This window comes from Paraglaciecola chathamensis S18K6 (genome assembly GCA_000314955.1).
GTDB lineage: Bacteria > Pseudomonadota > Gammaproteobacteria > Enterobacterales > Alteromonadaceae > Paraglaciecola > Paraglaciecola chathamensis.
Genome location: BAEM01000027.1, coordinates 12,841 through 38,666 on the forward strand (window position 1 = coordinate 12,841; position 25,826 = coordinate 38,666).

General features: G+C 41.2%; 22 protein-coding genes. 14 read left to right on the forward strand and 8 right to left on the reverse strand.

The features are described 5' to 3' along the window. The first annotated feature begins 228 nt into the window (after positions 1 to 228). Both GCHA_RS22320 and GCHA_RS08325 read left to right on the forward strand, forming a co-directional pair. The gene (locus GCHA_RS22320; protein ID WP_039992256.1) at positions 229 to 588 is read left to right on the forward strand and encodes a hypothetical protein; all 360 of its coding nucleotides are present in this window, start codon (positions 229 to 231) and stop codon (positions 586 to 588) included. A 40-nt stretch (positions 589 to 628) separates the two neighbouring features. Continuing rightward, a complete protein-coding gene (locus GCHA_RS08325; protein ID WP_007987048.1) occupies positions 629 to 1,375 on the forward strand; it encodes a complement resistance protein TraT in 747 nt (248 codons plus the stop codon). A gap of 213 nt (positions 1,376 to 1,588) precedes the next feature. Here GCHA_RS08325 and GCHA_RS08330 read toward each other — a convergent pair whose 3' ends face one another. Next, entirely contained in the window at positions 1,589 to 3,040 is a 1,452-nt protein-coding gene (locus GCHA_RS08330) for a TrkH family potassium uptake protein (RefSeq protein WP_007987050.1), read from the reverse strand. Positions 3,041 to 3,857: 817 nt separating this feature from the next. Between GCHA_RS08330 and polA the strand changes: the two genes are divergently transcribed. Then, the gene (polA, locus tag GCHA_RS08335; protein ID WP_039992257.1) at positions 3,858 to 6,644 is read left to right on the forward strand and encodes a DNA polymerase I; all 2,787 of its coding nucleotides are present in this window, start codon (positions 3,858 to 3,860) and stop codon (positions 6,642 to 6,644) included. Positions 6,645 to 6,953: 309 nt separating this feature from the next. Here the strand turns inward: polA and yihA are convergent, their stop codons facing one another. After that, positions 6,954 to 7,574 carry a ribosome biogenesis GTP-binding protein YihA/YsxC gene (gene yihA / locus GCHA_RS08340; RefSeq protein ID WP_007987056.1) on the reverse strand — a complete coding sequence of 207 codons (621 nt, stop codon included), beginning with the start codon at positions 7,572 to 7,574 and terminating at the stop codon, positions 6,954 to 6,956. Positions 7,575 to 7,782: 208 nt separating this feature from the next. On the opposite strand from yihA, the gene GCHA_RS08345 reads away from it, so the two are divergent. The 3 genes from GCHA_RS08345 to GCHA_RS08355 all read left to right on the forward strand — a co-directional run bounded on the left by GCHA_RS08345 (position 7,783) and on the right by GCHA_RS08355 (position 9,863). Continuing rightward, positions 7,783 to 8,406, forward strand: a complete 624-nt coding sequence (locus GCHA_RS08345; RefSeq protein ID WP_013752483.1) for a c-type cytochrome — start codon at positions 7,783 to 7,785, stop codon at positions 8,404 to 8,406. A gap of 480 nt (positions 8,407 to 8,886) precedes the next feature. Beyond that, complete coding sequence (yihI, locus tag GCHA_RS08350) at positions 8,887 to 9,405, forward strand: Der GTPase-activating protein YihI (protein ID WP_007987060.1); 519 nt, start codon at positions 8,887 to 8,889, stop codon at positions 9,403 to 9,405. An 8-nt stretch (positions 9,406 to 9,413) separates the two neighbouring features. After that, on the forward strand, positions 9,414 to 9,863 hold the full coding sequence (locus GCHA_RS08355; RefSeq protein WP_007987062.1) for a DUF2489 domain-containing protein: 450 nt from the start codon (positions 9,414 to 9,416) through the stop codon (positions 9,861 to 9,863). On the opposite strand, the gene GCHA_RS08360 is transcribed toward GCHA_RS08355, so the two are convergent. Further along, positions 9,860 to 10,438: a DNA-3-methyladenine glycosylase I gene (locus tag GCHA_RS08360; protein WP_007987064.1), complete on the reverse strand. Its 579-nt coding sequence runs from the start codon at positions 10,436 to 10,438 to the stop codon at positions 9,860 to 9,862. The two genes, GCHA_RS08355 and GCHA_RS08360, sit on opposite strands and share 4 nt — an antisense overlap. A gap of 115 nt (positions 10,439 to 10,553) precedes the next feature. Between GCHA_RS08360 and glyQ the strand changes: the two genes are divergently transcribed. The 4 genes from glyQ to GCHA_RS08380 all read left to right on the forward strand — a co-directional run bounded on the left by glyQ (position 10,554) and on the right by GCHA_RS08380 (position 15,710). Further along, positions 10,554 to 11,459, forward strand: a complete 906-nt coding sequence (gene glyQ / locus GCHA_RS08365) for a glycine--tRNA ligase subunit alpha (RefSeq protein ID WP_039992259.1) — start codon at positions 10,554 to 10,556, stop codon at positions 11,457 to 11,459. A gap of 3 nt (positions 11,460 to 11,462) precedes the next feature. Then, a complete protein-coding gene (gene glyS / locus GCHA_RS08370; protein WP_007987068.1) occupies positions 11,463 to 13,541 on the forward strand; it encodes a glycine--tRNA ligase subunit beta in 2,079 nt (692 codons plus the stop codon). Between the two features lie 37 nt (positions 13,542 to 13,578). Then, positions 13,579 to 14,019 (forward strand): early set domain-containing protein, encoded by a 441-nt coding sequence (locus tag GCHA_RS08375; RefSeq protein ID WP_007987070.1) that lies wholly within the window; start codon positions 13,579 to 13,581, stop codon positions 14,017 to 14,019. Between the two features lie 83 nt (positions 14,020 to 14,102). Then, complete coding sequence (locus GCHA_RS08380; protein ID WP_007987072.1) at positions 14,103 to 15,710, forward strand: sensor domain-containing diguanylate cyclase; 1,608 nt, start codon at positions 14,103 to 14,105, stop codon at positions 15,708 to 15,710. Between the two features lie 36 nt (positions 15,711 to 15,746). Here the strand turns inward: GCHA_RS08380 and GCHA_RS08385 are convergent, their stop codons facing one another. The 5 genes from GCHA_RS08385 to dnaA form a co-directional block, all read right to left on the reverse strand. Next, the gene (locus GCHA_RS08385; protein ID WP_007987074.1) at positions 15,747 to 16,439 is read right to left on the reverse strand and encodes an aspartate/glutamate racemase family protein; all 693 of its coding nucleotides are present in this window, start codon (positions 16,437 to 16,439) and stop codon (positions 15,747 to 15,749) included. A 268-nt stretch (positions 16,440 to 16,707) separates the two neighbouring features. Then, a complete protein-coding gene (gene gyrB / locus GCHA_RS08390; RefSeq protein ID WP_007987077.1) occupies positions 16,708 to 19,128 on the reverse strand; it encodes a DNA topoisomerase (ATP-hydrolyzing) subunit B in 2,421 nt (806 codons plus the stop codon). A 4-nt stretch (positions 19,129 to 19,132) separates the two neighbouring features. Continuing rightward, positions 19,133 to 20,224, reverse strand: coding sequence for a DNA replication/repair protein RecF (recF, locus tag GCHA_RS08395; RefSeq protein ID WP_007987079.1), 1,092 nt, complete (start codon positions 20,222 to 20,224; stop codon positions 19,133 to 19,135). 22 nt (positions 20,225 to 20,246) lie between these two features. After that, entirely contained in the window at positions 20,247 to 21,350 is a 1,104-nt protein-coding gene (gene dnaN, locus GCHA_RS08400) for a DNA polymerase III subunit beta (RefSeq protein WP_007987081.1), read from the reverse strand. An 18-nt stretch (positions 21,351 to 21,368) separates the two neighbouring features. Next, positions 21,369 to 22,799, reverse strand: a complete 1,431-nt coding sequence (gene dnaA, locus GCHA_RS08405) for a chromosomal replication initiator protein DnaA (protein WP_007987083.1) — start codon at positions 22,797 to 22,799, stop codon at positions 21,369 to 21,371. A gap of 509 nt (positions 22,800 to 23,308) precedes the next feature. On the opposite strand from dnaA, the gene rpmH reads away from it, so the two are divergent. The 4 genes from rpmH to yidC all read left to right on the forward strand — a co-directional run bounded on the left by rpmH (position 23,309) and on the right by yidC (position 25,773). Further along, positions 23,309 to 23,443, forward strand: a complete 135-nt coding sequence (gene rpmH, locus GCHA_RS08410; RefSeq protein WP_006994903.1) for a 50S ribosomal protein L34 — start codon at positions 23,309 to 23,311, stop codon at positions 23,441 to 23,443. 9 nt (positions 23,444 to 23,452) lie between these two features. Continuing rightward, positions 23,453 to 23,815: a ribonuclease P protein component gene (gene rnpA / locus GCHA_RS08415; RefSeq protein WP_013755072.1), complete on the forward strand. Its 363-nt coding sequence runs from the start codon at positions 23,453 to 23,455 to the stop codon at positions 23,813 to 23,815. Beyond that, complete coding sequence (yidD, locus tag GCHA_RS22565; protein ID WP_083818813.1) at positions 23,776 to 24,030, forward strand: membrane protein insertion efficiency factor YidD; 255 nt, start codon at positions 23,776 to 23,778, stop codon at positions 24,028 to 24,030. Before rnpA ends, yidD begins: the two co-directional genes overlap by 40 nt. A 111-nt stretch (positions 24,031 to 24,141) precedes the next feature. After that, positions 24,142 to 25,773, forward strand: a complete 1,632-nt coding sequence (gene yidC, locus GCHA_RS08420; protein WP_007987088.1) for a membrane protein insertase YidC — start codon at positions 24,142 to 24,144, stop codon at positions 25,771 to 25,773. Positions 25,774 to 25,826 lie beyond the last annotated feature (53 nt).

Here is a 25,826-nt window from a genome sequence, read left to right on the forward strand (position 1 = left end):
AAAATAGAATAATTTAGAAATGAAAAAGCCACTGTGTGGCTTTTTTTAGTTCAGATAGATTCGGTTAGCGTCAAAAATTTCTCCGAAAATTGCACTTTCCTCAAAAAAGCTAAAAATTCACACAAATGCTCTTTGCATTACTTAAGTTTAGGGTTAAGGTTTTTATACGCTGCTCAGGAAGAGGTCGTGTCAGCTCGATATGTCATGGTGAATTTATGGAGGAATATTATGCTAAATTTCAATTCATCCCCGCAAAAATCCCTTTTAACATTACAGATGCTATTAAGCATATGTTGTATGTTGCTATCGTTTTTTACTGTCGCTCAAGAAGAGTCTGAAGAAGATGCTCTAGCGAGAATGCAAGCTCAGCTCAATGGTGAAGTAATGTCACGCCCGTTTTTAGCTGAGCGCCCCAAAGAAGTTGATAACTATATTGAGAGCATGCTTAAAAAGAACGTTAAGCCTCCCGAATACCAAGGCACTTATTGGCGCCGTGGCTACACATGTCGTGATTTACTACGTTACGACTGGACACAGTATCGAAACTGTCGCTACTACCATAGATACTATGGCCGGTATTATTACTAAAACCACAATTTAATCAATAACATAAGTAAAGGTAATTACTATGAAAAACTATGCTCGTGCAGTCAAAGTTGCATTCGTCGGATTCGCTATTTTGGCCTTAACAAGTTGTGCAGCGGTTCACACCTCAATCGCGAAAAAGGATTTAGACGTTCAAACTAAACTCAGCACCTCAATCTTTGTTGACGCAGTGCCACCAGAAAAACGTAAAGTGTATTTAGAAGTGCGCTCCGCTGTAATGGAGTTTGATCGCAACGCATTTAGACAAGCTCTTAATGAACAAATTTCTGGTAGCGGTAATGGCTACTCTTTTGTTGATAGCCCAGATGAAGCCCAGTACACCATGAGTGTATTTGTACGTAATCTTGAAAAAGCGTCTCCTAGTGCAGCTGAAAACTATTTGTCTAGTGGATTCCAAGGTGTAGCTGCTGGTTCAGCCATTGGGTATGCAACAGGTGGAAGCTATCGTGGAGCGGCTGCAGCGGGTCTTATTGGCGGTTTAGCATCAACCGCGGCAAACGCATTTGTTAAAGATGTGACCTACTTACTTGTAGCGGATATTCAAATTCGTGAGCGTGCTAAAAAAGGCGTTATCGTACGTCGTGATTCTAAGGTAAACAGCAAAATTTCTGATGATGGCGCAACGACCCAGACCTACTCTGAAGCAACAAATCAAAAAGAATATCGCACTCGCGTTGTTACAACGGCAAACAAAGCAAACCTCGAGCTAGAAGAAGCTCAGCCGCTTATGTTTGAGAAAACAGCTTACGCGATGGCATCATTCTTCTAAGCATCAATGCTTGGTTAAAATTAAAATTACAGGTATAAAACGGCTACTCAGAGGTGAGTGGCCGTTTTTTTATGTATTGATAGATACTTAGCGTTAACACTATTCTAATCTGTACCAAGGCCCTACTCGCCGAAAGCTAAGGGGCCTATTTGCACAACGACTTCAGGCTTTTGAATATGATTGTTTAAAAAGCAACTGGTCGCCAATCCGGCATTAGCTTCGCCAAAATGTAGGCGAGAACAACACAAGTAGGGAAAACACTTCTAAACGACCAAATAGCATTGCGAGGATCAACAGCCATTTCCCCGTATCAGACACATCAGCAAACGAACCGGAAACGGTTCCTAAGCCAGGTCCTAAGTTATTTAGCGTAGCGGCGGTTGCGGTAAACGCAGAAACGTCATCCATTCCGGTCGCAATCAGACACACCATAATGACAACGAAAATCATCGCGTATGCTGAAAAGAACCCCCACACCGCCTCTACCACTTTGTCAGGTAAGGCTCGGTCGCCTAATTTCACTGTATACACAGCCTTAGGGTGGATCAGGCGGTCAACTTCCCGTTTGCCTTGCAAGTAAAGCAAAAGCACGCGCACAACTTTTAGCCCACCACCGGTAGAACCTGCACAGCCTCCAATGAAGCTAGAAAAAATCAGCATGATAGGCAAAAAAGCAGGCCAGCTAGAAAAATCCGTAGTGGCAAAACCAGCCGTAGTACTAAAGGATACGGATTGTATTAATGCTTGATCGAGCGCTATCCCCGCATTGTCAAACCAACTAAATTTCATTAAAACAAAGAAATACACGGCAACAAGCACAAACTGGATCAAGAAAAAGGCACGTAATTCAGGATCATAAAAATATCCCATTAAAGTCCGGCCACTTGCTGCTGCATAGTGAAGGGCAAAATTTAGTGCAGCGATCCATAGGAAAACAACACAAACGATGTTGATCCAGGGACTATCAAAGTAACCCAGGCTGGCATCATAGTTGGAGAATCCACCGATGGCGACAGTTGAAAATGCATGACACAGGGCATCAAACCAATCCATACCTGCAAACCAATATGCAACACCACAACTGATAGTTAACGTAAGATAGATGTACCAAAGGTGCTTTGCCGTATCAGCGATACGTGGGGTCATTTTCGAATCTTTCACTGGGCCCGGTGTTTCAGCCCGATAAAGCTGCATTCCCCCGACGCCTAAAATGGGAAGAATAGCGACAGCTAATACAATGATCCCCATTCCACCGAGCCATTGGAGTTGCTGACGATAAAATTGCACCGCTTTGGGCAAATAATCGATACCCTGAATTACAGTTGCTCCGGTTGTGGTTAACCCTGAGAAAGCTTCGAAAAAGGCATCCGAAATAGACATCTCGGGTTGCTCTAAGAGAAGCAAGGGTAATGCCCCGAAGCTTGCTAACACAGTCCAAAAAAGAACAACAATTAGGAAACCTTCTTTAGCGCGTAAATCTTTACGATGCAGGCGATTAGGGTACCAAAACAGTAAACCAGTGCCCAAACACAATAGAAATGCGAGAAAAAAAGGAAGCCCGCTACCGTCTTTGAAGTACAAAGAAATAATAGCAGGAGGGATCATGGTCACACTGAATAACGCAACAAGTAAGCCTAAAATCCGAGTTATCGTTCGGTACTGCATTACTTAATTTTTACCGTCTTCAGTACACAATGCGATGTGCTTGAAAATACCAACATTAGTAATCGTTCTTTCTTAATCTTTTTATTTACCAAGGGATATACCTTGATTGTCCGTCCCTACAAAATCAAAAGCAATACACAAAGCCGAATAATAATAAAAACAGTCTTTTACGAGCACGAGGCGAGACGCCACTCTGTGTTATTTTTGCTCTAAAGGTGCCAAGGTAAATGTAAAGCTATACAACAAACCAAGGACATGGCTACTTTTATTCTTTAGAAATCAGTAACAAACAGGCACAGATTCAGTCACACAATTTTTTAACAAACAGAAGGGTAAAAACCGGCGCCAATTGGCTTATCTATTCGCTAATTTTCAATACGTTAAAAAAAACCACCAAACAAGATTAACATTTATTTAACACGCAGCACGCTATCCCTTATCGTTATTGGCTTATACTTTTACATCAATAAACTGTATTTTTTTCAGACAAAAATAGTTTAAGATTTAACCTTCCCTCTCTCCCGATTTACGTGTAAAGTCTTTCTCCCTTTTGGATAACACCAAATATTAATTAATAATGTTATCCACATTGGTAATTTCTTCAAAGTAGTCCAAATTTGATCGCCGCATTTAAATTCACCCCAATAAATTCAAGGGCTGTGGATCGTTGACTTGATCCACAACGATCGGTTTATTTACAACGCAAAAATTTATTCAACAGAGTTATCCACAAAATGATCTGATCTCCACATGGATGAATAGCGCTGTGTATGGCATCCTTTACCCGTTTAAATAATTCCTGAGAACAAAATACCTTATGAGCAACTCTGATCCCGCTACTACGCCCGTCATTCCTAATAACCCATTTATATTAGTTGATGGATCTTCTTATTTGTTTAGGGCTTTTCACGGCATGCCCCCTTTAACTAACTCTAAAGGACAGGACACTGGCGCAGTCTATGGTGTGATAAACATGCTGCGTAGCCTGATCAAACAATTTAACCCCACACATATGGCTGTTGTCTTTGATGCCAAAGGCAAAACTTTTCGGGACGAGATCTATACAGAATATAAAGCGAACCGCCCTTCAATGCCTGAAGAGCTGCGCAGTCAAATTGCCCCTTTGCATAAGATCATTCAGGCGATGGGCTTGCCCATTATTGTAGAATCTGGGGTTGAAGCAGATGATGTGATCGGCACCTTAGCCGATCAGGCGAGTAAACTTGGGATCCCTACCCTTATCAGCACAGGAGACAAGGACATGGCTCAACTAGTTAATGAGCATGTCACACTCATTAACACCATGAATAACCAAATAATGGATCCCCAAGGTGTTGTGGAAAAATTTGGTATTCCCCCTGAGTTAGTTATCGATTTTCTGGCGCTCAAAGGTGACAAAGTCGATAACATTCCAGGAGTTCCTGGCGTTGGCGATAAAAGCGCAGTAGGTCTACTGCAAGGGATTGGTAGCATCAACGAGATTTACCAAAACCTCGACAAAATAGCCACGTTGGACTTTCGCGGAGCCAAGAAGATGGCTGATAAGATGCGAGAGTATGAAGAACAGGCTCGTCTTTCATACACATTAGCAACCATCAAACTTGATGTTGAAATGGATTGCAGCCCAACCAGTCTTTCACCAACAGAGGCTAACTATAGTGAACTACGAGATCTATTCGCTGAGCTGGAGTTTAAACGTTGGCTGAAAGAAGCAACTGACGCACTAAGTGGAAACGATCAACTAAGCCAAGCAGATCAAAGTAACGACGAGTCAGCACAAAATACAGATATAAAAGCCAATTATCACACTATCTTGACGCAAGATGCTCTAGACGATTGGTTGAAAAAATTAAATAACGCAGCGCTTTTCGCTTTTGATACCGAAACGACCAGCTTAAATTATATGCAGGCAGAGCTCGTCGGTATGTCATTTTGTATAGAAGAAGGTGAAGCCGCTTACCTCCCCCTAGCTCACGATTACGCAGATGCGCCAGAGCAATTAGATCGTGACACCGTATTGGCCCTATTCAAGCCTTTGTTAGAAGACAAGAATAAAGCTAAGGTCGGACAACACCTAAAATACGATAAAAATGTATTAGCGAATTACGATATCAAACTTCAAGGTATCGCTTACGATACGATGCTCGAATCATATGTGCTTGATAGCGTCGCAACCCGACATGATATGGATAGCTTAGCCCAGCATTACTTAGGTCTATCGACCGTTCATTTTGAAGATATTGCCGGCAAGGGTGCAAAACAACTAACGTTTAATCAAATTCCGTTAGAGCAAGCCGCACATTACGCTGCTGAAGATGCAGATATCACACTAAGGCTGCACAATCATATTTGGAAAAAGCTAAATCAATCACCGGAACTAGCATCTGTGTTAAGCGAAATTGAAGTGCCTTTAGCAACGGTACTGGCTAAAATGGAGCAGTTTGGCGTGTTAATAGATAGCCAGAAACTCGGTCAACAAAGTCAGGATCTTGCCTCACGGATCCTTCAGCTCGAAAACGAAGTTCATATTTTAGCAGGTGAAGAGTTTAATCTAGGTTCGACTAAACAATTACAAGAAATACTGTTTAAGAAGTTAGACCTACCCGTTTTGAAGAAGACACCAAAAGGGGCTCCATCCACGTCAGAAGAGGTACTGCAAGAGTTAGCACTTACATACCCACTACCTAAGCTACTGATGGAGTTTAGGGTCTTAAGTAAATTAAAAAACACATATACGGATAAGCTACCTAAGATGATAAACCAACGCAGTGGACGCGTTCATACCTCATATCATCAAGCTATTACCGCGACAGGAAGACTATCGTCTACTGAACCTAACTTGCAAAATATCCCGATTAGAACAGAGCAAGGTCGCAGAGTACGCCAAGCGTTTATTCCACGACCAGGCTACAAGATCGTAGCGGCAGATTATTCTCAAATTGAATTGCGGATCATGGCTCATCTTTCCCAAGATAAAGGGTTATTAAAGGCGTTTTCTCAGGGTAAAGACATTCACACCGCTACCGCTGCTGAAGTATTTAACGTTTCCTTGGAAGAGGTGACAACAGAGCAAAGACGCAACGCCAAAGCCATTAATTTTGGTTTAATTTATGGCATGTCAGCATTCGGACTATCGAAACAGCTAAATGTGTCACGCCAGGATGCGCAGCATTATATGGATCTTTACTTTGAACGTTACCCGGGCGTACTTAAATACATGGAAGACGCACGTGTTGTCGCCAAAGAAAAAGGCTACGTATCAACCGTATTTGGTCGTCGTCTTTATTTGCCCGATATTAATGCTAGCAATGGGTTACGACGCAAAGGCGCTGAGCGGGCTGCAATTAATGCCCCAATGCAAGGTACAGCAGCAGATATCATCAAAAAAGCGATGTTAAAAGTTGATGCCTGGATTGATACCTTGCCCAATGATCAAACCAGAATGATTATGCAGGTTCACGATGAACTTATTTTTGAAATAAAAGAACAAAATGTCGAAAGCGACAAAAATACTATCGTTGACCTGATGGAAAAAGCAGTTTCCTTAGATGTACCACTGATAGTTGAAGCTGGTGTAGGTGAAAATTGGGACGAAGCCCACTAAGAAAAGCGATATAAACACAAAAAATAACCGCTTTATGTAATTAAATTACAGAAAGCGGTTGGCATTTGAATGAACTTTGCTAATATCTGTGCTGTAGGGTACAGAGGTATGTATTTTCAGACCTTTGCTTCAGCCCCAGCAATTTGCTGGGGTTTTTTTATGCCTGAAGCTTCTCTCAAAAACCTTTTAAAAATTTTTTGAACATCCAATGAACTAAATCGAAAAGTCATACTCTGAATAAGTGTGTGTGTTCTAGATGTGAAAAAACCTTGTTCTTAAACAAGGTTTTTTTTTGCTTTTTCCCTTGAGCTAATCTTGTTCTAGCGCTTCATCAGCAACGTAGCCGAACCACTTGTCTAAAACGCGTTCACAGTTATCCAAGCCTAATCCATTTAGTGACGAGAACAAATGAATCGTTACGTCACCACAAAATGCAAGGGATGCCTCTCGCGCCATCAGCAATTGCGCTTTGCGCTTACCAGACTTAAGTTTATCAGCTTTAGTCAGCAGACCTAATACGGGTAAATCAGCGGCGACTGCCCATTGAATAAGCTCTTGATCTAGATCTTTAAAGGGGTGGCGAATATCCATCAACACAACAAGCCCTTGTAGACTTTCACGTTTTTGCAGATATTCACCCAAGGATTTTTGCCACTTAAGTTTGATGGCCATGGGCACTTTTGCATAGCCATAACCCGGTAGATCGACTAAACGACGCTCTTCATCTAGATCAAAAACGTTGATCAGTTGAGTGCGCCCTGGGGTTTTACTGGTTCGGGCTAAGCTTTTTTGCCGCGTCAAACGATTAAGCGCGCTAGATTTTCCCGCATTTGAGCGCCCAGCGAACGCTACTTCAATTCCCTTATCCGCACCGAGGTGGCTGATATCTGGCGCACTTAAATTAAACTTAGCTTGACTATAATGACTCACACTTGCTCCTAATAAAAAACGATTTTCTGATCGTCGCCTCAATCTATAATCGTATTATATCAGGTAAATACACATCGAAAGTGGTTGTTATGTCGTATAATATTGCGCAAATCCTTTGGAATTTATTTTACTGGCGCTGTAAATGTGTAAAATACGCAGTTACTATTCTGATAATGGTCAATTAATCAGCAGCTTAATGAGAAAGAATATGAAAATGATGGGTTTATTAGTTAGCGTTTTTTTAGGTTTATCTGCTAGTGCAATGGCAGCCGGTGATGTTGAAGCAGGGAAAACAAAATCTGCTTCGTGTGGAGCTTGTCATGGTGCTGACGGTAACAGCATGATTGATATAAACCCCAAATTAGCTGGTCAACATGCTAGCTATCTTGTTAAACAATTAAAAGAATTTAAACTTGCCTCGCAAACAGGCGGTGAAGAAGGCCGCAACAATGCTGTTATGAACGGCATGGCGGCAGTGTTATCAGAACAAGATATGTTAGACATAGCAGCTTATTTTGAGAGCCAAACGCCTTCTGAAGGAGAAACTCCAGAGGATGTTATTGAGGCGGGCAGTAAGCTTTATCGTGGTGGTGACTTAGAGCGTGGCATTACTGCATGTACCGCTTGTCATGGACCTCGCGGTAACGGGACGAGCTTGTCGGGTTTTCCTGATATCAGCGGCCAACATACAGCTTACTTAAAAGCTCAACTAGAAGCGTTTAGATCAGGCCAGAGAGCAAACTCTCATAACGGCATGATGGAAGACATAGCAAAACGCTTGACCGACCAAGACATTGATATCCTGTCTAAGTATATTTCAGGCCTTTATTAATCAGCATAAAACGACCCTTCTGGGTCGTTTTTTTTACACTAAAAAGCATAAATTCGAAAAGTAATAACAGAATACTATGTAAATGAGTTGTAAAATATTAGTTATCGTGTATTCTCTGTCACCAGAAAAACAATAAGGAATGCAAACAAAGCGTTTGCTCATGGAAGACAATTAGCAAGCAGTGCTAAAACTTAGTGCCTTTGGTGAAAAGGCAAGGACGATAATAATAAAGTGTCAGGAAGACCTATAACTATATTCTGTTTTCGTTAAAAAAAATAAAAGAGAAAACATGAAGGACCACCACTCTGTGTTCAGGATGAACAAATGTCGGGATTCGTGTCGTAAGACACATCTGTGATACGAAAGGCGATAGCTTAGCTATCGCCTTTTTTCTTAGTTAAATTTCACTCCTTGTGTGCCGAACCATATTTAACCAGCCTAATTTAAGGTAAAATCTGCGCAAATATTGTGGAGGTTAAAATGCCTAGAAAAAAGAAGTCTCGTAAAATCGGTCAAATAGGTACGCCATTGGCACCTAAAACTAACCGTAAACCCGCACCAGCCAGCCCCAAACGCAACAAGAAAACCTTGGGAAAGCCAGCAGGAACGCGCAATAACCCAGAACAAACTAATTCTCAGAGTAAACCAAATAAAACAGTTAAAGACCCTAGAGTAGGCAGCAAAAAGCCAATACCGTTAGTTGTTGATGACAAGCCTAAAGCGAAAGTTGCAAAGCCTAAGTTCTTTTCACCGGCCCAAGAGCTAGAAAGTATTGAGCAAAATGAGCGTTTCGCCCTACTCTTAGAAAAATTTGATTCAGATGTAGCATTAACTCGCGATGAAAAAGCTTTTGTGAATAAGCTAACTGCAAGGCATCAAGAGTTATGTGATTTACTTGGGATAGCAGATGAAGATGACAGTGCTGAGAACAGTGAAAGCTCAACTGAAAATGATCTTTATGAACAATTCGATTCTATAGACATAAACAAGTTTAAGTAAGTATTCATATGAGTTCTATTGCTATAACACTTATCGTTGTTGCACTTCTCATTGTAGCGTCATTAGCATTCTATGCTGGTAAGCTTTTGTTTATGCTGAATAAGCAAAACAAAAAAATGGCGCAAACTAAGAAACAGCGAGTTGAGCGACTACTTGAAAGTATTTACACCATTTCTTTGGCCATGGAGCAGCAACAATGCAACCTGTCAGAGGGAAGCATTCGCTTATATCATCTGCATGAAAGCTTACCTATTGATGACAAACCTGATTTCCAAGGCCGCTACCCTGGGCTATATGCTTTGTATGCCAAAGTAAGTGATTTGCCAACACATGAAGCACGAGACAAACTTTCAACCCTTGAGCGCAGAAATCAAGATGACATGCGTGAAGCGATAGAAAGTGAGCTTGAAAGCCAAATTTTAAAAGACGTAGCGAAGTTAAAAGCGTTTACCCCCTAAACGCTTTTAACTTTAGTCGTTTCATAACAAAAACAATCAGTAGTATGGTCATTTACCATACCGACCGCTTGCATAAACGCGTAACAAATTGTGCTACCTACAAAAGAGAAGCCCCGCTTTTTCAGCGCCTTCGCCATCGCATCAGATTCGCTTGATGTCGTTGGCACTTGGCTTTTATCGGTCCACGAGTTAAGAATCGGTTTAGCGTCGACAAACGACCAAATGAAATCTGAAAAGTCAGACCCTTCACGCTCAATTTCTAAAAAACCTTTCGCATTTTTTATAATCGAATTTATCTTCAACCTGTTTCTTACAATTCCTTTATTTTGCATCAAACGCTCTACATCTTGTTCGGTCATTTGACTAATACGAAGTGGGTCAAACTGATGGAATGCTTGATAATAGTTATCTTGTTTTTTAAGGATCGTAATCCAGCTTAGCCCTGCTTGCTGACCGTCTAAACACAGTTTTGCGAAAAGCTCGTACTTATTTTGCACAGGACGACCCCAAACATTATCGTGATAATCTTGATATATCGGATCCTGAGAAACCCAGGCACAACGAGTATGGTGCATTTTTCGTCCTTTAAACGCTCAATAGCGTATTAATATGGTTATTTAACCTACATTCATTGCTGCACAGCAGGTATACTGTCCGGCGTTTTTTCGAATTATTTTGTGGCAGCAATGAATGAATAAGTTTGATAGTACAACCTTTCAAGGATTGATTTTATCACTCCAAGACTACTGGGCAAGACAAGGGTGCGTAATCATTCAACCCCTCGATATGGAGGTTGGTGCAGGTACGTTCCACCCAATGACTTTTTTACGCTCGATTGGTCCTGAGCCTATAAGCAGCGCTTATGTTCAACCGTGTCGTCGACCGACTGATGGTCGTTACGGTGAAAACCCAAATAGATTACAGCATTACTACCAGTTTCAAGTCATGCTAAAACCCTCACCGAGCAATATTCAGGAACTTTACTTAGGTTCGCTGAAAGAGCTTGGTTTTGATCCGCTGGTACATGATATACGCTTTGTAGAAGACAACTGGGAATCCCCTACACTTGGTGCTTGGGGGCTTGGTTGGGAGGTTTGGTTAAACGGCATGGAAGTCACTCAATTTACCTATTTCCAACAAGTAGGTGGTATTGAATGTTCGCCGGTGACAGGTGAAATAACTTACGGTTTAGAGCGCCTTGCTATGTATATTCAAGGGGTCGATAGCATTTACGATCTTGTTTGGACCGACGGCCCTATGGGCAAAGTGACTTATGGCGACGTTTTTCACCAAAACGAAGTTGAACAATCAACGTACAATTTTGAATACGCGGATGTAGACGCGTTGTTCGGTATGTTCGACCACTGTGAAAAAGAAAGCCAAAAAATGATTGAAGCCGGGCTACCGCTACCGGCTTATGAACAAGTCATGAAAGCATCACACGCATTCAACTTATTAGATGCTCGCCACGCCATCTCAGTAACAGAACGTCAACGTTACATTCTACGCGTGCGTACACTTTCAAAAGCCTGCGCAGAGGCTTATTACCAAGCACGAGAGAAGCTTGGATTCCCTATGTGTAAGAAGGAGGCTTAATTCATGCGTTACGAAAACCTACTCATTGAAATCGGTACCGAAGAATTACCACCGAAAGCCTTGTGCAAACTCGCTCAAGCGTTTGCTGATAATATGCAAAATGCCTTAGACGCAGCAGAACTAAAATATGCTTCGGTCGAATGGTTCGCCTCCCCTCGCCGTCTTGCAGTGAATGTCATTGATTTAGCTGAGCAACAAGAAGATAAACTCATAGAGAAGAAAGGTCCTGCAGTGTCCGTCGCATTCGACGAAGCAGGTCAAGCGACGAAAGCGGCCCAAGGTTGGGCGCGCTCGAACGGTATTACCGTTGAGCAAGCGGAGCGCTTAACTACAGACAAAGGCGAATGGCTTTTGTTTAAGGGTGAATCCAAAGGTGAAACCATATCTAGCTTATTACCATTGATGATTGATGGTGCGCTTAAAAAGCTACCTATCCCAAAAGCAATGCGCTGGGGAAGTAGCTCGATTCAATTTATACGCCCAGTACATACCGTCACAATCCTATTCGGAGCGGATGTTATCAAGGGTAACATTCTAGGTATTGATTCAGACCGTGTTATTCAGGGGCATCGTTTTCATGGTGAAAAGCAATTTAGTTTAGCTCATGCCAATGATTATCTTGCACAATTAGAAGCGCACTATGTACTCGCTGATTTTGCTGCCCGTAAAGCCAAGATACAACAACAAGTCAAAGCAACAGCACAAAAAGAGAATGCTGTAGCAGATATGAATGACGAGCTTTTAGATGAAGTAACAGCGCTAGTTGAATGGCCTGTGGTACTCACTGCTAGTTTCGACGAATCTTTCCTAGAGGTGCCAAAAGAAGCCCTCATTTACACGATGAAAGATGATCAAAAATACTTTCCGCTGCTTGACCAAAATGGTCAGCTCAAGTCACGGTTCGTTTTTGTCACGAATATCGAAAGCAAAGATCCTAAGCAAATCATCAGTGGTAATGAAAAAGTTATTCGCCCTCGCTTAGCAGATGCAGAGTTTTTCTTTAATACCGACAAGAAAACCACACTTGAGTCACGCCTTGAGAGCTTAAAAACAGTCTTGTTTCAGAAGCAGCTTGGTACGCTCTACGAAAAGTCTCAGCGTATAGCTGAGCTAGCCGGCACAATTGCATCCATGCTTGATAGTGATTCAGCTCTGGCGTCTCGAGCGGGCTTATTGTCAAAAACAGATCTAATGACAAATATGGTCATGGAGTTTCCTGACGTTCAAGGCGTCATGGGGATGCATTATGCTAAAAATGATGGCGAAAGTGATGCCGTAGCATTGGCGCTTAATGAACAATATATGCCCCGCTTTGCCGGAGACCAACTGCCGACTTCCCATATCAGTAGTGCAGTCGCTTTAGCAGATAAAATTGACACGCTAGTAGGTATCTTTGGTATTGGCCAAGTACCTAAAGGCGATAAAGACCCTTTCGCTCTTCGACGTGCTGCCATTGGTGTGTTGCGAATTAGCGTAGAAATGAAGTTACCGCTAGATCTGACAGAGTTAGTACAAGCATCAATTGATTCTTTCGCTGATAAACTTACACATGTGGACGACCTGACGTCTCAAGTGGTAGATTTTATTCTCGGCCGTTTTAGAGCCTGGTATCAAGATCAAAACATCGATATCGATGTTATCCAAGCGGTCGCCGCAAGACGACCAACTAAACCTGCTGATTTCGCTGCGCGAATTGAAGCGGTGTCAGGGTTCAAACGCCTTAGTTCAGGCCTTGCCTTGGCTTCTGCCAATAAGCGCGTTGCAAACATACTTGCTAAAAATAAAATCACCGGTAGTACAAATATTGATCCGAGCTTGTTTGAAAGTGAACATGAGACTGCCCTAGCAGACGCATTGAACTCGATAGAGGCCACCGTAAACGCGTTTGTTAATGATGCAAACTACCAAGGTGTATTTGACCAACTGGCAACCTTACACGTGAAAGTAGATGATTTCTTCGACAATGTGATGGTAATGGCTGAAGATGAAAAGGTAAGAAACAATCGTCTTGCCTTGTTGTCGAAGTTAAGAACTTTATTTCTACTTGTCGCTGATATCTCTATGTTGAATCAGCAGCAGTAAAGACGGCAAATTAATTTATGGCTTCAGGTACTCACATATGAACAAACTTACACAACTCTATAGCGTTATCGCAATAAGCTTACTTAGTGGGTGTGCGAGCTATACAGTAGAGCCGTACAAAGATGTTCAGCAACTTCCTGAACTTTATTTACGAGGGGTGTTTACGTGGTGGGAAGCCGACCCACAATATTTGCTTAGAAATCAAGGTGGTAGCGTTTATGCTACCACTATTGAACTGATTGCAGACGGCCAACCTTACGATTTTAAGTTTGCAGATAAAGATTGGACGCCTGGTTCAAGCTGTGGTTATAGAAGCAAATTTAGGGACCAAGATATAACTTTAAATGAGCCTGTCTACGCTGATTGCAATACCACAGATGAAAACTTTAAATTTATCCCAAAAGAAACAGGTCGCTATACATTTTCGATTAACTTTTCGAATATTGATAAACCAATCGTTAAAGTATCTAAATTGTGAACTAATTTGTATATAACTTAATCTATCTTTTGTGCTATATATCAATATGTTAGATTAATTCGAATAGACGGTGATTTTGTATTTTGATAAGTTTCAGCGGTAAAATTTATATCAAAGTAGCGCGAGCCATCGCAATTGGCGCGATAGGCACATCGCTAATTACCTCTGTCATTCTCTACTTTAACGCCATCAGTAGCGAACAAAGTAAAGCTGAAGCACTAATCGAGCAAATTGGTGCAACAATACGTAGCACTGCGTCCATTGCTTTATACGTTCAAGATCAGGAGCTGGGACAAGAAATTGTTCAAGGCCTCGTGATCAACGATTTGATTGCTGGTGCTTCATTATCAGACTCTCTTAGTCTAAATGTTAGTTATGGTGATCTTAGTGATAATAAGGGTGTAATTCGTACACAGGTACGCCACCCTTTTATTCCCGAACAATCCATAGGTCATTTACTGATCCATCCAAATCGGAACTATATTCAACGTATTGCGCAACAAAATGCGATTAACGATGCTCTGTTGCTCTTACTTTATTCCGCCATAGCCGCGCTTTTCGTATCCGTATTAATCCATAAATTATTAACTCAACCAATTCAAAACCTCACTCAGAGTTTCCTTAAAATAGATCCGCGCAATACTGAAACCATGCGTACATTGATCCACAAAGATAACGATGAAATTGGTCAACTCGTTCAAGGTATCAACGACCTAATGGGTGAATTGAAAATAACCTTAGAAAATGAAACGGGTTTACGTAAAAAAACGCAAGCGTTAGAGAGCAAGTTCCGACTTATTTTTGAGCAAGCGAGTGCAGGTATCTGTTTGATTAATAGCGATAATATGATTTCTGTTGCTAATCCTGCCTTCAATGTCATTATGCCAAACTGGGCTGAAGGCGTACCCTTTACGCATTTATTTGAAAATGTCGATCAGCTTGCTAGTTTACTCATCAGGATCAGAAACGAAGAGTCGGTCAACCATCTATCTATTGATTTAAAGTGTCAGTCACAATCAGGGCAAGCAAATAAATGGGTACACTGCTTATTCTCACGGGTAACTAGTCAGCGAGCGACTATTCGTCAGACATCTTCTAACGGTCATAGTCCTCTTATCGAAGTTATTATGTATGATATTACTGTTCGGGCAGAAAAAGAGCGTAGAGCTCGGTTTGAAGCTGATCATGACGCATTAACACACCTAAAAAATAGACGTGCTGGAGAATCTGTCATCGAATCCTTGATTCAAAAGGTCAATGTGATGGATATGGCCCTAGTCTTATTTATGATTGATTTAGACAAGTTCAAACCAGTGAACGATACCTACGGTCATGATGCTGGTGATAGGGTGCTTATTGAAGTGGCGTCTCGATTAAAGACAGTTTTTGATGGAAAGGACGAGCTTTGCAGCCGTTGGGGGGGCGACGAGTTTGTGGCAGCTTACGTAGTTAACACAATCAACATCGCAGAGATTGAAGCCTTAGCCCAATCAACATTGGATAGCTTAAGGCACCCAATAGAGATATCGAGCGATATTAGCTGCAAAATTGGCGGTAGTATAGGTGTCGTTATAGCGCCTCAGCATGCTAACACCACTAAAGCCCTATTAGCATGTGCTGATAAAACGATGTACAAAGTTAAAGAAAATGGTCGCGACCATTTCGAAATCTACAACCCTGACTGGCAATAACAATCTACATTTCAGTATATTCGTATAGATAGCTGATTACGACAATGCAGAGTTAACCGCTGCTAGCGCGTGCAACTCGGTAGTATCAAATAACGGTACGTCGGTATCTATTTGCTTAACGAGTAAAGATATTTCGGTGCAACCTAGGATGACGCCTTGGCACCCATCAGCTGCTAAAGCGCTAATGATGTTTAAATATTTCTTTCTCGATTCATCTTTGATTTTACCCTTACATAATTCCTGATAAATAATATTGTGCACGACAGCCCTATCGTCAGCGTTCGGAGTAATAACTTCAATGCCAAATTTATTAGTTAAACGTGAGGTGTAAAAACTCTGCTCCATGGTAAACGCTGTACCTAACAAGCCTACACGCGATATATTTTCTTGCTGTAGAACTTCTGCTGTCGTATCAGCAATGTGCAAAACAGGAACTGATATAGACGCCGTTATTTCGGGAGCAACTTTATGCATAGTATTGGTACAGATTAATAAAAAGTCAGCACCGGCTTTTTCAAGATTAATCGCCTCTTCGCTGAGTATTTTCCCTGCCTCTTTCCAATCGCCTTTTTGCTGCAAAAACGCAATATTTTCAAAATCTACGCTACGTAGGATCAGACTTGCGCTGTGTAATCCCTTTAAGCGATGATTTACTTCTTGATTAATGAGTCGATAGTACTGAGCCGTCGACTCCCAGCTCATGCCACCTAGCATACCAATTGTCTTCATTTTCACCTCACCTCACTATAATTGGGTTTCTACCAATCCCATTGAATAAAAACAGCGTAATATATTGCAAGGAAGACAGCGAATAAGATACATATTATGGACATTCATAATCCGTTTTCGCTATGTATATGTTGTAGTAAGTGAGAACTTTTATCCGCAAATCCCCTAACATTATTTCTATCAGGCAGATTTTCTTGGCTACAACAAAAAAGCCACACCTAAGGTGTAGCTTTTCATTTCACGAATGTTGAACGCTTAAAGAAAGGTACTAAACGTCTAGGTTAGCAACTCTTAATGCATTATCTTCAATAAATGCACGCCTAGGCTCTACGTGATCTCCCATAAGCGTTGTAAACAGTTGGTCTGCTGCAATCGCGTCTTCTACTTTAACCTGTAGCATACGACGTGAGCCAGGGTCCATTGTTGTTTCCCATAGTTGCTCTGGGTTCATTTCACCCAATCCTTTGTAGCGTTGAATGTATTGACCTTTCTTAGATTCAGCCATCAACCAATCTAAACCTTCAGCAAACGAGAATATCGGCTTAACCTTATCGTTACGTTTAACGTAACCACCCTCTTCAATCAGACCGTTAATAGCTTCGTTTAATTCACGTAAGCGGGTGTATTCGATTGATTCAATAAACTCCTGATCGATTTTGTATTCAGTATCGATACCATGTAAACGGATAATAAGCGCGATGTAGTAATTATTGCGTTCGCTATTAACTCTAACTTCGTAGCTATAAGTAGCACCATCAACTTCATTTCTTGTAAGACTATCAGTGAAGCTTTTAGCTACGACATTTAAGCTGGCTTCGTCCTGTAGGTCTTGTAATGAAATAACTTTACTGTACACAAGGCTGGTTAAAATGACTTCAGGCATAACACGACTGACACGCTTAATCATTTTCATGGCGTTTTGGTATTGATTAACCAACTTCTCTAGCGACGGTCCGCTAAGCCCAGGGGCTTCTTCATTCACATGAATTGACGCATTATCTAACGCGATGGCTGTTAAATATTTAGTTAAAGAGTCGTCGTCTTTCAGATATTGCTCTTGTTTGCCTTTCTTGGTTTTATACAAGGGAGGCTGAGCGATATAGATATAGCCGCGCTCAATAATCTCTGGCATTTGACGGTAGAAAAAGGTCAGTAAGAGCGTACGAATGTGCGAACCGTCCACGTCCGCATCGGTCATGATAATAATACGGTGATAGCGCAGTTTTTCAGGGTCGTATTCATCACGTCCGATACCACAACCTAAAGCGGTGATCAGTGTTGCGACTTCTTGAGAAGACAACATTTTATCGAATCGCGCTTTTTCAACGTTAAGGATCTTACCTTTAAGCGGTAAAATTGCTTGGTTTTTTCTATTTCTGCCCTGCTTGGCTGAACCGCCAGCAGAGTCCCCTTCCACTATATAAAGTTCAGAAAGAGACGGATCTTTCTCTTGGCAATCGGCTAGTTTTCCTGGCAGACCGGCAAGATCTAATGCGCCTTTTCTGCGGGTCATGTCACGCGCTTTACGCGCAGCTTCGCGAGCACGTGCAGCATCTATTATTTTATTAATAATGATTTTACTGGCTGACGGATTTTCTAATAGAAACTCATTCAGTTTTTCGCCCATTACGGTTTCAACTGCAGGACGTACTTCTGAAGAGACTAATTTATCTTTAGTTTGAGAAGAAAATTTAGGGTCTGGCACTTTTACAGATACAACAGCTGTTAAACCTTCACGCGCGTCATCACCGCTGGCGCTGGTTTTATTCTTTTTATTGTGGCCTTCTTTCTCCATAAACGCATTAAGAGTACGCGTTAAAGCGCCACGGAAACCTGCTAAATGGCTACCCCCGTCACGCTGAGGAATATTATTCGTAAAACAGAATACATTCTCTTGGAATGAGTCATTCCACTGCAACGCCACTTCAACTGAAATTCCGTCATCACGTTCGCTATTAAAATGAAAAACTTGTTGATGAACAGGAGTTTTATTTTGGTTCAAATATTCTACGAATGCTTGAATACCACCTTCATACATAAAGTGATCACGTTTACCATCACGTTCGTCTTCAAGAATAATACTGACGCCTGAATTCAAAAATGAAAGTTCACGAAGACGCTTTGCTAGAATATCGTAGTGAAATTCAATCCCAGTGAAGGTTTCTTCGCTTGGCCAAAAGCGGATGCTAGTACCTGAGGTATCAGACTCTCCTATTACTTCTAGTGGCTTTTGCGGAACACCATGTTGATACTCTTGTTCATGCACCTTACCAGCTCTGCGTATCAATATTTGTAATCTACGAGACAAGGCATTTACAACCGAAACACCTACACCGTGTAAACCACCTGATACCTTATATGAATTGTCATCAAATTTACCGCCAGCATGAAGAACGGTCATGATGACTTCTGCTGCAGATACACCTTCTTCTTCATGAATCTCGGTAGGAATTCCACGGCCATCATCTTTAACAGACACTGAGCCGTCCGTATGGATTTTGACATTAATGTTAGTACAGTGACCGGCAAGAGCTTCATCAATTGAGTTATCTACAACTTCAAATACCATATGATGTAAGCCTGTACCATCGTCAGTATCTCCGATGTACATTCCAGGACGTTTACGTACAGCGTCTAATCCTTTTAATACTTTAATACTCGACGAATCGTACTTATTCTCTTCTGCCATTCGATTAACTCTCCTCTCTCACCTGGCCATGTTCCACGTGAAACATTTTTTTATTTTGGTATTTATCTATAAATTCTAGCTGATGCGCTTCTATAGCAGTCACGAAAAGCTGTGTGTTTGATTCAAGAAGCTTGTCTATAAACACTTCTCTTTTTGCTGCGTCTAATTCCGCACCAACATCATCTAATAAGAAAATACAGGTCTTTTGGGTGTAGGACATCAAACACTGTGTAGTAGCCAACTGTAAGGCCGCTACGAGCATTCTTAGCTGTCCGCGTGACAAAACCTCATGTGCGGGTTTGCCATCTATCTTGAATCTAACGTCAGCCTTATGAGGACCAACGCTAATGTAACCATTTCTATAATCTCGGTCTGAGGCTTTCGCTAGCGCTTCAATTAAATCAAGGCCTTTTTCCCATCCCCTATAATACGAGATTTCAACGCAAAACTCAGGTAAAAAATGCTCCAAATTAGAAGTAATTAGCGGGATAAGCCGTTCCATCATCGTATTTCTGAACTGAGTGAGCGTTTCGCCATACTTTGCTAGATGTTCAGTCCAATATATTCTCTGAGGATCCGCGTAACCAACTTGGTGTTTACGACACAAAGCATTGTTGTGTTTGAGTAACTTTGTATAACTATTGGAGCAAATAAGAAAAGGATGTTCCACGTGGAACAAACACCAATCGATATACTTGCGTCTTAACTTAGGAGACCCTAACAAGATATCTGAACTTTGTGGTGTAAATATTTGAACGGGCAACTGGCTAACTAATTCGGAGATCTTATTTCCCCTCACCCCATTTATACTCACACTAACCACGTCATTAATATTTCTGGAAATACCTAAGCGCTTAACTGATTCTTGATCAGTACACTGACAAAAAACGGTAAACGATTCTTGATCACTTTGAATAACGTGTTTGTGTTTGGTTGTGCGAAAAGAGCGCCCAAAACCTAGGTAGTGGATAGCCTCTAAAATTGAGGACTTACCACTACCATTAATCCCAAGTATAAAATTGACACCATGGCTGGGGTTAAGACTAACCTGTTGCAGATTTCGCAGATTGCGGATCTGGACTGAGTCCAGCTTCATAATAAACTCAACAAAAAACGAACTATAGTCTCATCGGCATAATGACGTACAACGCAGAATCATCAGAACCATCTTCGATTAATGCACTGCTATTTGAATCAGCAAGAGTGAACTTAACTTCTTCAGCGTTTAATGCGTTAAGAACATCTATAAGATAAGCAACATTGAAACCGATCTCTAAATCATCGCCTTGATAATCTACATCAACGATTTCGACAGCTTCTTCTTGCTCTGGGTTATTAGCCGTAATTTTGACTTCGCCCGAAGATAAATTAAGGCGCACACCTTTGAATTTTTCATTAGATAAGATAGACGCACGAGAAAACGCATTCTTTAAACCAAGTTTGCTAGCGATAATGTTCTTATCACCATCTTTGGGTAATACTCGACGATAATCAGGAAAACGCCCATCAACTAACTTACTGGTAAAAATAAAGTCGTTTGAAAAAATACGGATGTGATTTGAACCAACCTGCACCTTTAAAGACTTATCGCTGTCTTCGATTAGCCGTGTAATCTCCATAACCCCTTTACGAGGGATAATAACCTGGCGGTTAGGTAAAGTTGCATCTGTATAGTTTAAGCGGCATAGCGCTAATCTGTGGCCGTCTGTGGCAACCGTCCGGATAACATTATCTTCGGTTTCTAACGACATACCATTTAAATAATAACGGACGTCTTGCTGCGCCATAGAAAAATGCACGCTGTCGATCAGGCGTTTCAAATTAGACTGGGAAATTTCAAACTCTAACTCACCCTGCCAATCTTCCAGATTTGGATAGTCAGTAGCTGACAATGTCGACAAGCTATATTTGCTTCGACCACAGCGTATAATGGCTTTGCTACCGTCAATGTGAAAACTAATTTCGCTACCTTCAGCTAAGCCACGAATAATGTCTAAAAGCTTCTTAGCAGGAACGGTAATTTCGCCCTCTTCTAATTCACCGGTTAGGGTTACGTTTGAAATTAACTCCACTTCCAAATCAGTCCCCGTCAACCACAATGCATTATCACTTACTTTGATTAATACATTGGAAAGGATCGGCAATGTGTGTCTACGTTCTACCGCCCCAGAAACTAACTGTAAAGGCTGTAAAAAATTTTCCCTGCTTATGCTGAATTTCATCTTAATTCTCGTAACTTTTTATGAAGATAAGGTGCGAATTAAATTTTGATAGTCTTCTTTTATATCATGACTCTCTTCTCTAAGCTGCACTATTTTCCTGCATGCGTGCAACACAGTCGTGTGATCTCTACCACCGAACGCATCACCAATTTCCGGCAAACTATGATTGGTCAATTCTTTAGATAATGCCATAGCCATTTGCCTCGGCCTAGCTACGCTACGACTTCTACGTTTAGATAAAATGTCAGCCATTTTAATCTTATAGTACTCGGCCACTGTCTTTTGAATATTATCAATTGTCACCAACTTTTCTTGCAACGCTAACAAGTCTCTTAGCGCCTCACGAACGAAATCAATTGTAATCGGACGACCAGTGAAATTTGCATTAGCAATAACACGGTTGAGAGCTCCTTCAAGCTCACGTACATTTGAACGCAGGCGTTTGGCGATAAAAAACGCCACTTCATCAGGTAATATGATTTTATTTTCTAACGCTTTTCGCATCAAAATTGCCACTCGAGTTTCAAGCTCTGGTGGTTCAATTGCGATAGTGAGGCCCCAGCCGAAACGCGATTTAAGTCGGTCCTCTACCCCATCAATTTCTTTAGGGTAACGGTCAGAGGTCAGAATAATTTGTTGGTTGCCCTCTAAGAGCGCATTAAAGGTATGAAAAAACTCTTCTTGAGAACGCTCTTTGTTGGCGAAGAATTGAATATCATCGATAAGCAATGCATCTACAGATCTGTAATATCGTTTAAATTCTTCAATTGCATTATTTTGCAGCGCTTTAACCATATCTTGCACAAAGCGCTCAGAATGCATGTACACCACAGTCGCATCTTTCTTATTGTCAATAATTCCATTACCCACAGCGTGCAACAAGTGAGTCTTACCTAAACCCGTCCCACCATAAATAAATAAAGGATTGTAAGCTTTACCTGGATTATCAGATACCTGCTTCGAAGCGGCCCTAGCTAATTGGTTAGACTTACCTTCTACAAAGTTATCAAACTTATAATTGAAGTTGATGTTACTTTTATGCGATGCGGCAAGTTTAGCGTTAGGGGTTGCGCTATTAGTTTCCGTTTGCGTACTAGCACTACTGCGCGCTGTTTGATGCTTCTGCAGAGATTTAATGCTGTTCTCTACAACCGATGAAGTAGAAGCGGTAGCAACACTCGCAGGGTTACTTTGTTGTACATTGTTAGTGGCAGATTTAACTTCGATTCTCAACTGGGGTACGGCATCATTGGTGCAAAACTCAACAAACAATGCTTCTATTTGAGCAATATACTTATCTCGTACCCAATCCAAAACAAAGCGATTAGGTGCAAAAAGAGTAATGGCGCCGCTTTCTTCATTTGCCACCAACGGCCTTATCCACATACTAAATTGCTGCGTCGGCAAATCTTGCTGAAGTCTTTCGAGACAACGATTCCATAAAGACATTAAAAAACTTACTCCGAACCAACAAAATAAAGGAAAAATGAAGACCAATTAGATAAAAAGACAAAAGAAGGTAAATTAAAAACTGGGCTTTAACGATTAACTATTCAGCAACAAAACGATGAATATAGGCTGATTATCCCTTTAATCTGTGCATAAGTAAATGGTGGGTTTTCAGTAAAAAGGGTAAAACCAAAATACAAGTATAACCATATGATTAGTATAGTTATTATATATTAATAGAGTTGAGACAATTTTGATAACTTTATAGATAACAATCAATAATCAGGCCATATTTCGGCGTTATAGCGAAAAATCATTAAAATAATGTGGATAAATCCCCTAATGATGCAATAGTTACCCAAAGGGGCACAAAAACAGCTAATGATCATTAATTACACAATGATCTGGATAACTCATTGACAAACGTTGGCCGGATCTCTAGAATTCAGCGTCCTTTTTGAGCATGCAAGTGTTCATTTGTTTTTAACCTTATGTAGCGGAACTAGGTCATGAAAAGAACTTTTCAACCAAGTAACTTAAAGCGTAAGCGTTCACACGGTTTTCGTGCCCGTATGGCGACTAAAAATGGCCGCAAGGTTATTGCCAATCGTCGTGCTAAAGGCCGTGCTCGTTTAACAGCTTAATCATTTAAAGTGGGTGAAAATTCATTTTCTCGGGAGTTGAGACTTTTAACTCCCACCCACTTTGAATTTGTTTTCAAAAATGCCACCCCTGCTGTATCCCCAAATTTAACTTTACTTGCCCGTCACAATAATAGTGCTAATCCTAGGCTAGGTATAACTGTTGCTAAAAAACGTGTCAAAAAAGCACACGATCGCAATCGTATTAAACGTATTGTACGTGAAAGTTTTCGCAATCATCAGCAAAGCTTACCTAACATTGATATAGTAGTTGTCGGCAAAAGTGGGCTTGATAAGCTCTCAAATCAGGAACTATTCCTAGTTTTAAGTAAGTTATGGAAAAAGTTAGCCAAGCGCTGCGAAAAATCCCAATAAGTTTGATTAGACTATACCAGCTATGGCTTTCACCTCTGCTTGGTCAAAATTGTCGTTTTCATCCAACTTGTTCTTACTATGCAATTGAAGCAATAAAACAGCACGGAATAATAATTGGTGGTTGGTTAAGTATCAAACGCATACTAAAATGCCACCCGCTGCATTCTGGTGGGATAGATCTGGTGCCCGAAAAGAAGAAGCAAAACAAGCACTGAAATATTTGAATTTGCCCATATAAACACAACGGATAAATTCACAAAACGTATGAAGGTCGTCGCCTAGGCAATACGGCTTAAATTAATAATGTAGTTAATATAGAGTATTTTATGGAATCCCAACGCAGCTTTTTATTAATTGGCCTTGCCATGGTCAGCTTTCTTTTATGGCAACAATGGCAAGTGGACTATGGTCCTCAACCAGTGCAACCTGTAGAAAGTCAACAAACAACGGGTAGTGATGCCCCATCAGGGAATGGTGACGTACCAATCGCTACCCCAAATAATCAAAATGCGTTACCTAGTCAAAGCGTGGCAGGTAAAGTGATTTCAGTAACGACTGACACACTGCAATTGAGCATTAATACAGTTGGCGGCGACGTAATTTCAGCAAACTTACTTAAATACCCCCTTGAGCAAGGTTCAGAAGGCACTTATAGCCTACTTCGCCCTAGTGGCCCAACTATCTTTGTCGCTCAAAGTGGTTTAGTCGGTACCAACGGCATAGACAAAACTGCTCGTCCTACCTACTCAGTTGCCCAAGATAGCTACGTAATGCAGGGTGACACACTCACGGTTCCTCTTACCTACACAGCAAAATCAGGTTTAATTGTCACCAAAGAGTTTATATTCAATAAGAATAGTCACGACGTAAAAGTGAATTATCATGTTGAGAACACCTCTTCTGACGTAAAAAGTGTTAAGCAGTTTGGGCAGTTAAAACAAAGTACCGCAGATCAAGGCGGCAGCATGTTTATGCCGACTTATCGCGGCGGCGCATTCTCAACTGAAGATGAACGTTACGAAAAGTATTCTTTCGATGACATGCAAGACAAAAACCTAAATCAAACAACGCCTGCTGGTTGGGCGGCAATGATTGAACACTATTTTGTTTCTGCTTGGGTACCGCCACAAGATCAAACTAACAGCCTTTACAGCAAAATGACCCAAAATGGTAACGCCATAATCGGCGTTGTCGGGCAATCTGTAGACATAGAGCCTGGTCAAAGTGTTGATATTCAGAGCTCTCTTTACCTTGGCCCTAAAGATCAGGATACCCTGAAACAAATCGCTCGCGGCTTAGATTTAACGGTTGATTACGGCTTCCTATGGTGGATATCGCAACCGCTATTTACCTTCTTACAATTCATTCACAGTTTAGTGGGTAACTGGGGTTTCTCGATTATCCTTATCACTATCGTCGTTAAAGGGGCTATGTACCCTCTAACGAAAGCACAGTATGAATCAATGGCAAAAATGCGTGCCTTAAAACCTAAGATGGACGCATTAAAAGAACGTTATGGCGACGACAAGCAGAAAATGCAGCAAGCCATGATGGAAATGTACAAGAAAGACAAAGTAAACCCTATGGGCGGTTGCTTCCCTCTTCTTCTACAAATGCCAATCTTCTTAGCCTTGTATTGGGTGTTGTTAGAAAGCGTTGAATTACGCCACGCTGACTTTATCTTCTGGATCACCGATTTATCTGTAAAAGACCCGTACTTCGTGTTGCCTATATTAACCGGCCTTAGTATGTATCTTCTTCAGAAGCTACAGCCTATGACGATGACAGACCCAATGCAGCAAAAAATAATGCAATTTATGCCTGTTGCAATGAGTTTATTCTTCTTCATATTCCCTGCAGGCTTAGTGCTGTATTGGTTAATCAGCAACATCATTACCCTTATCCAGGCGAAGATAATTTATGCGTCAATGGAAAAACGCGGTCTAAAAACCAAGTAACCACACATTGGTCAAAAGCCCGCCCTTCACAACAATGATAGGCGGGCTTTTTT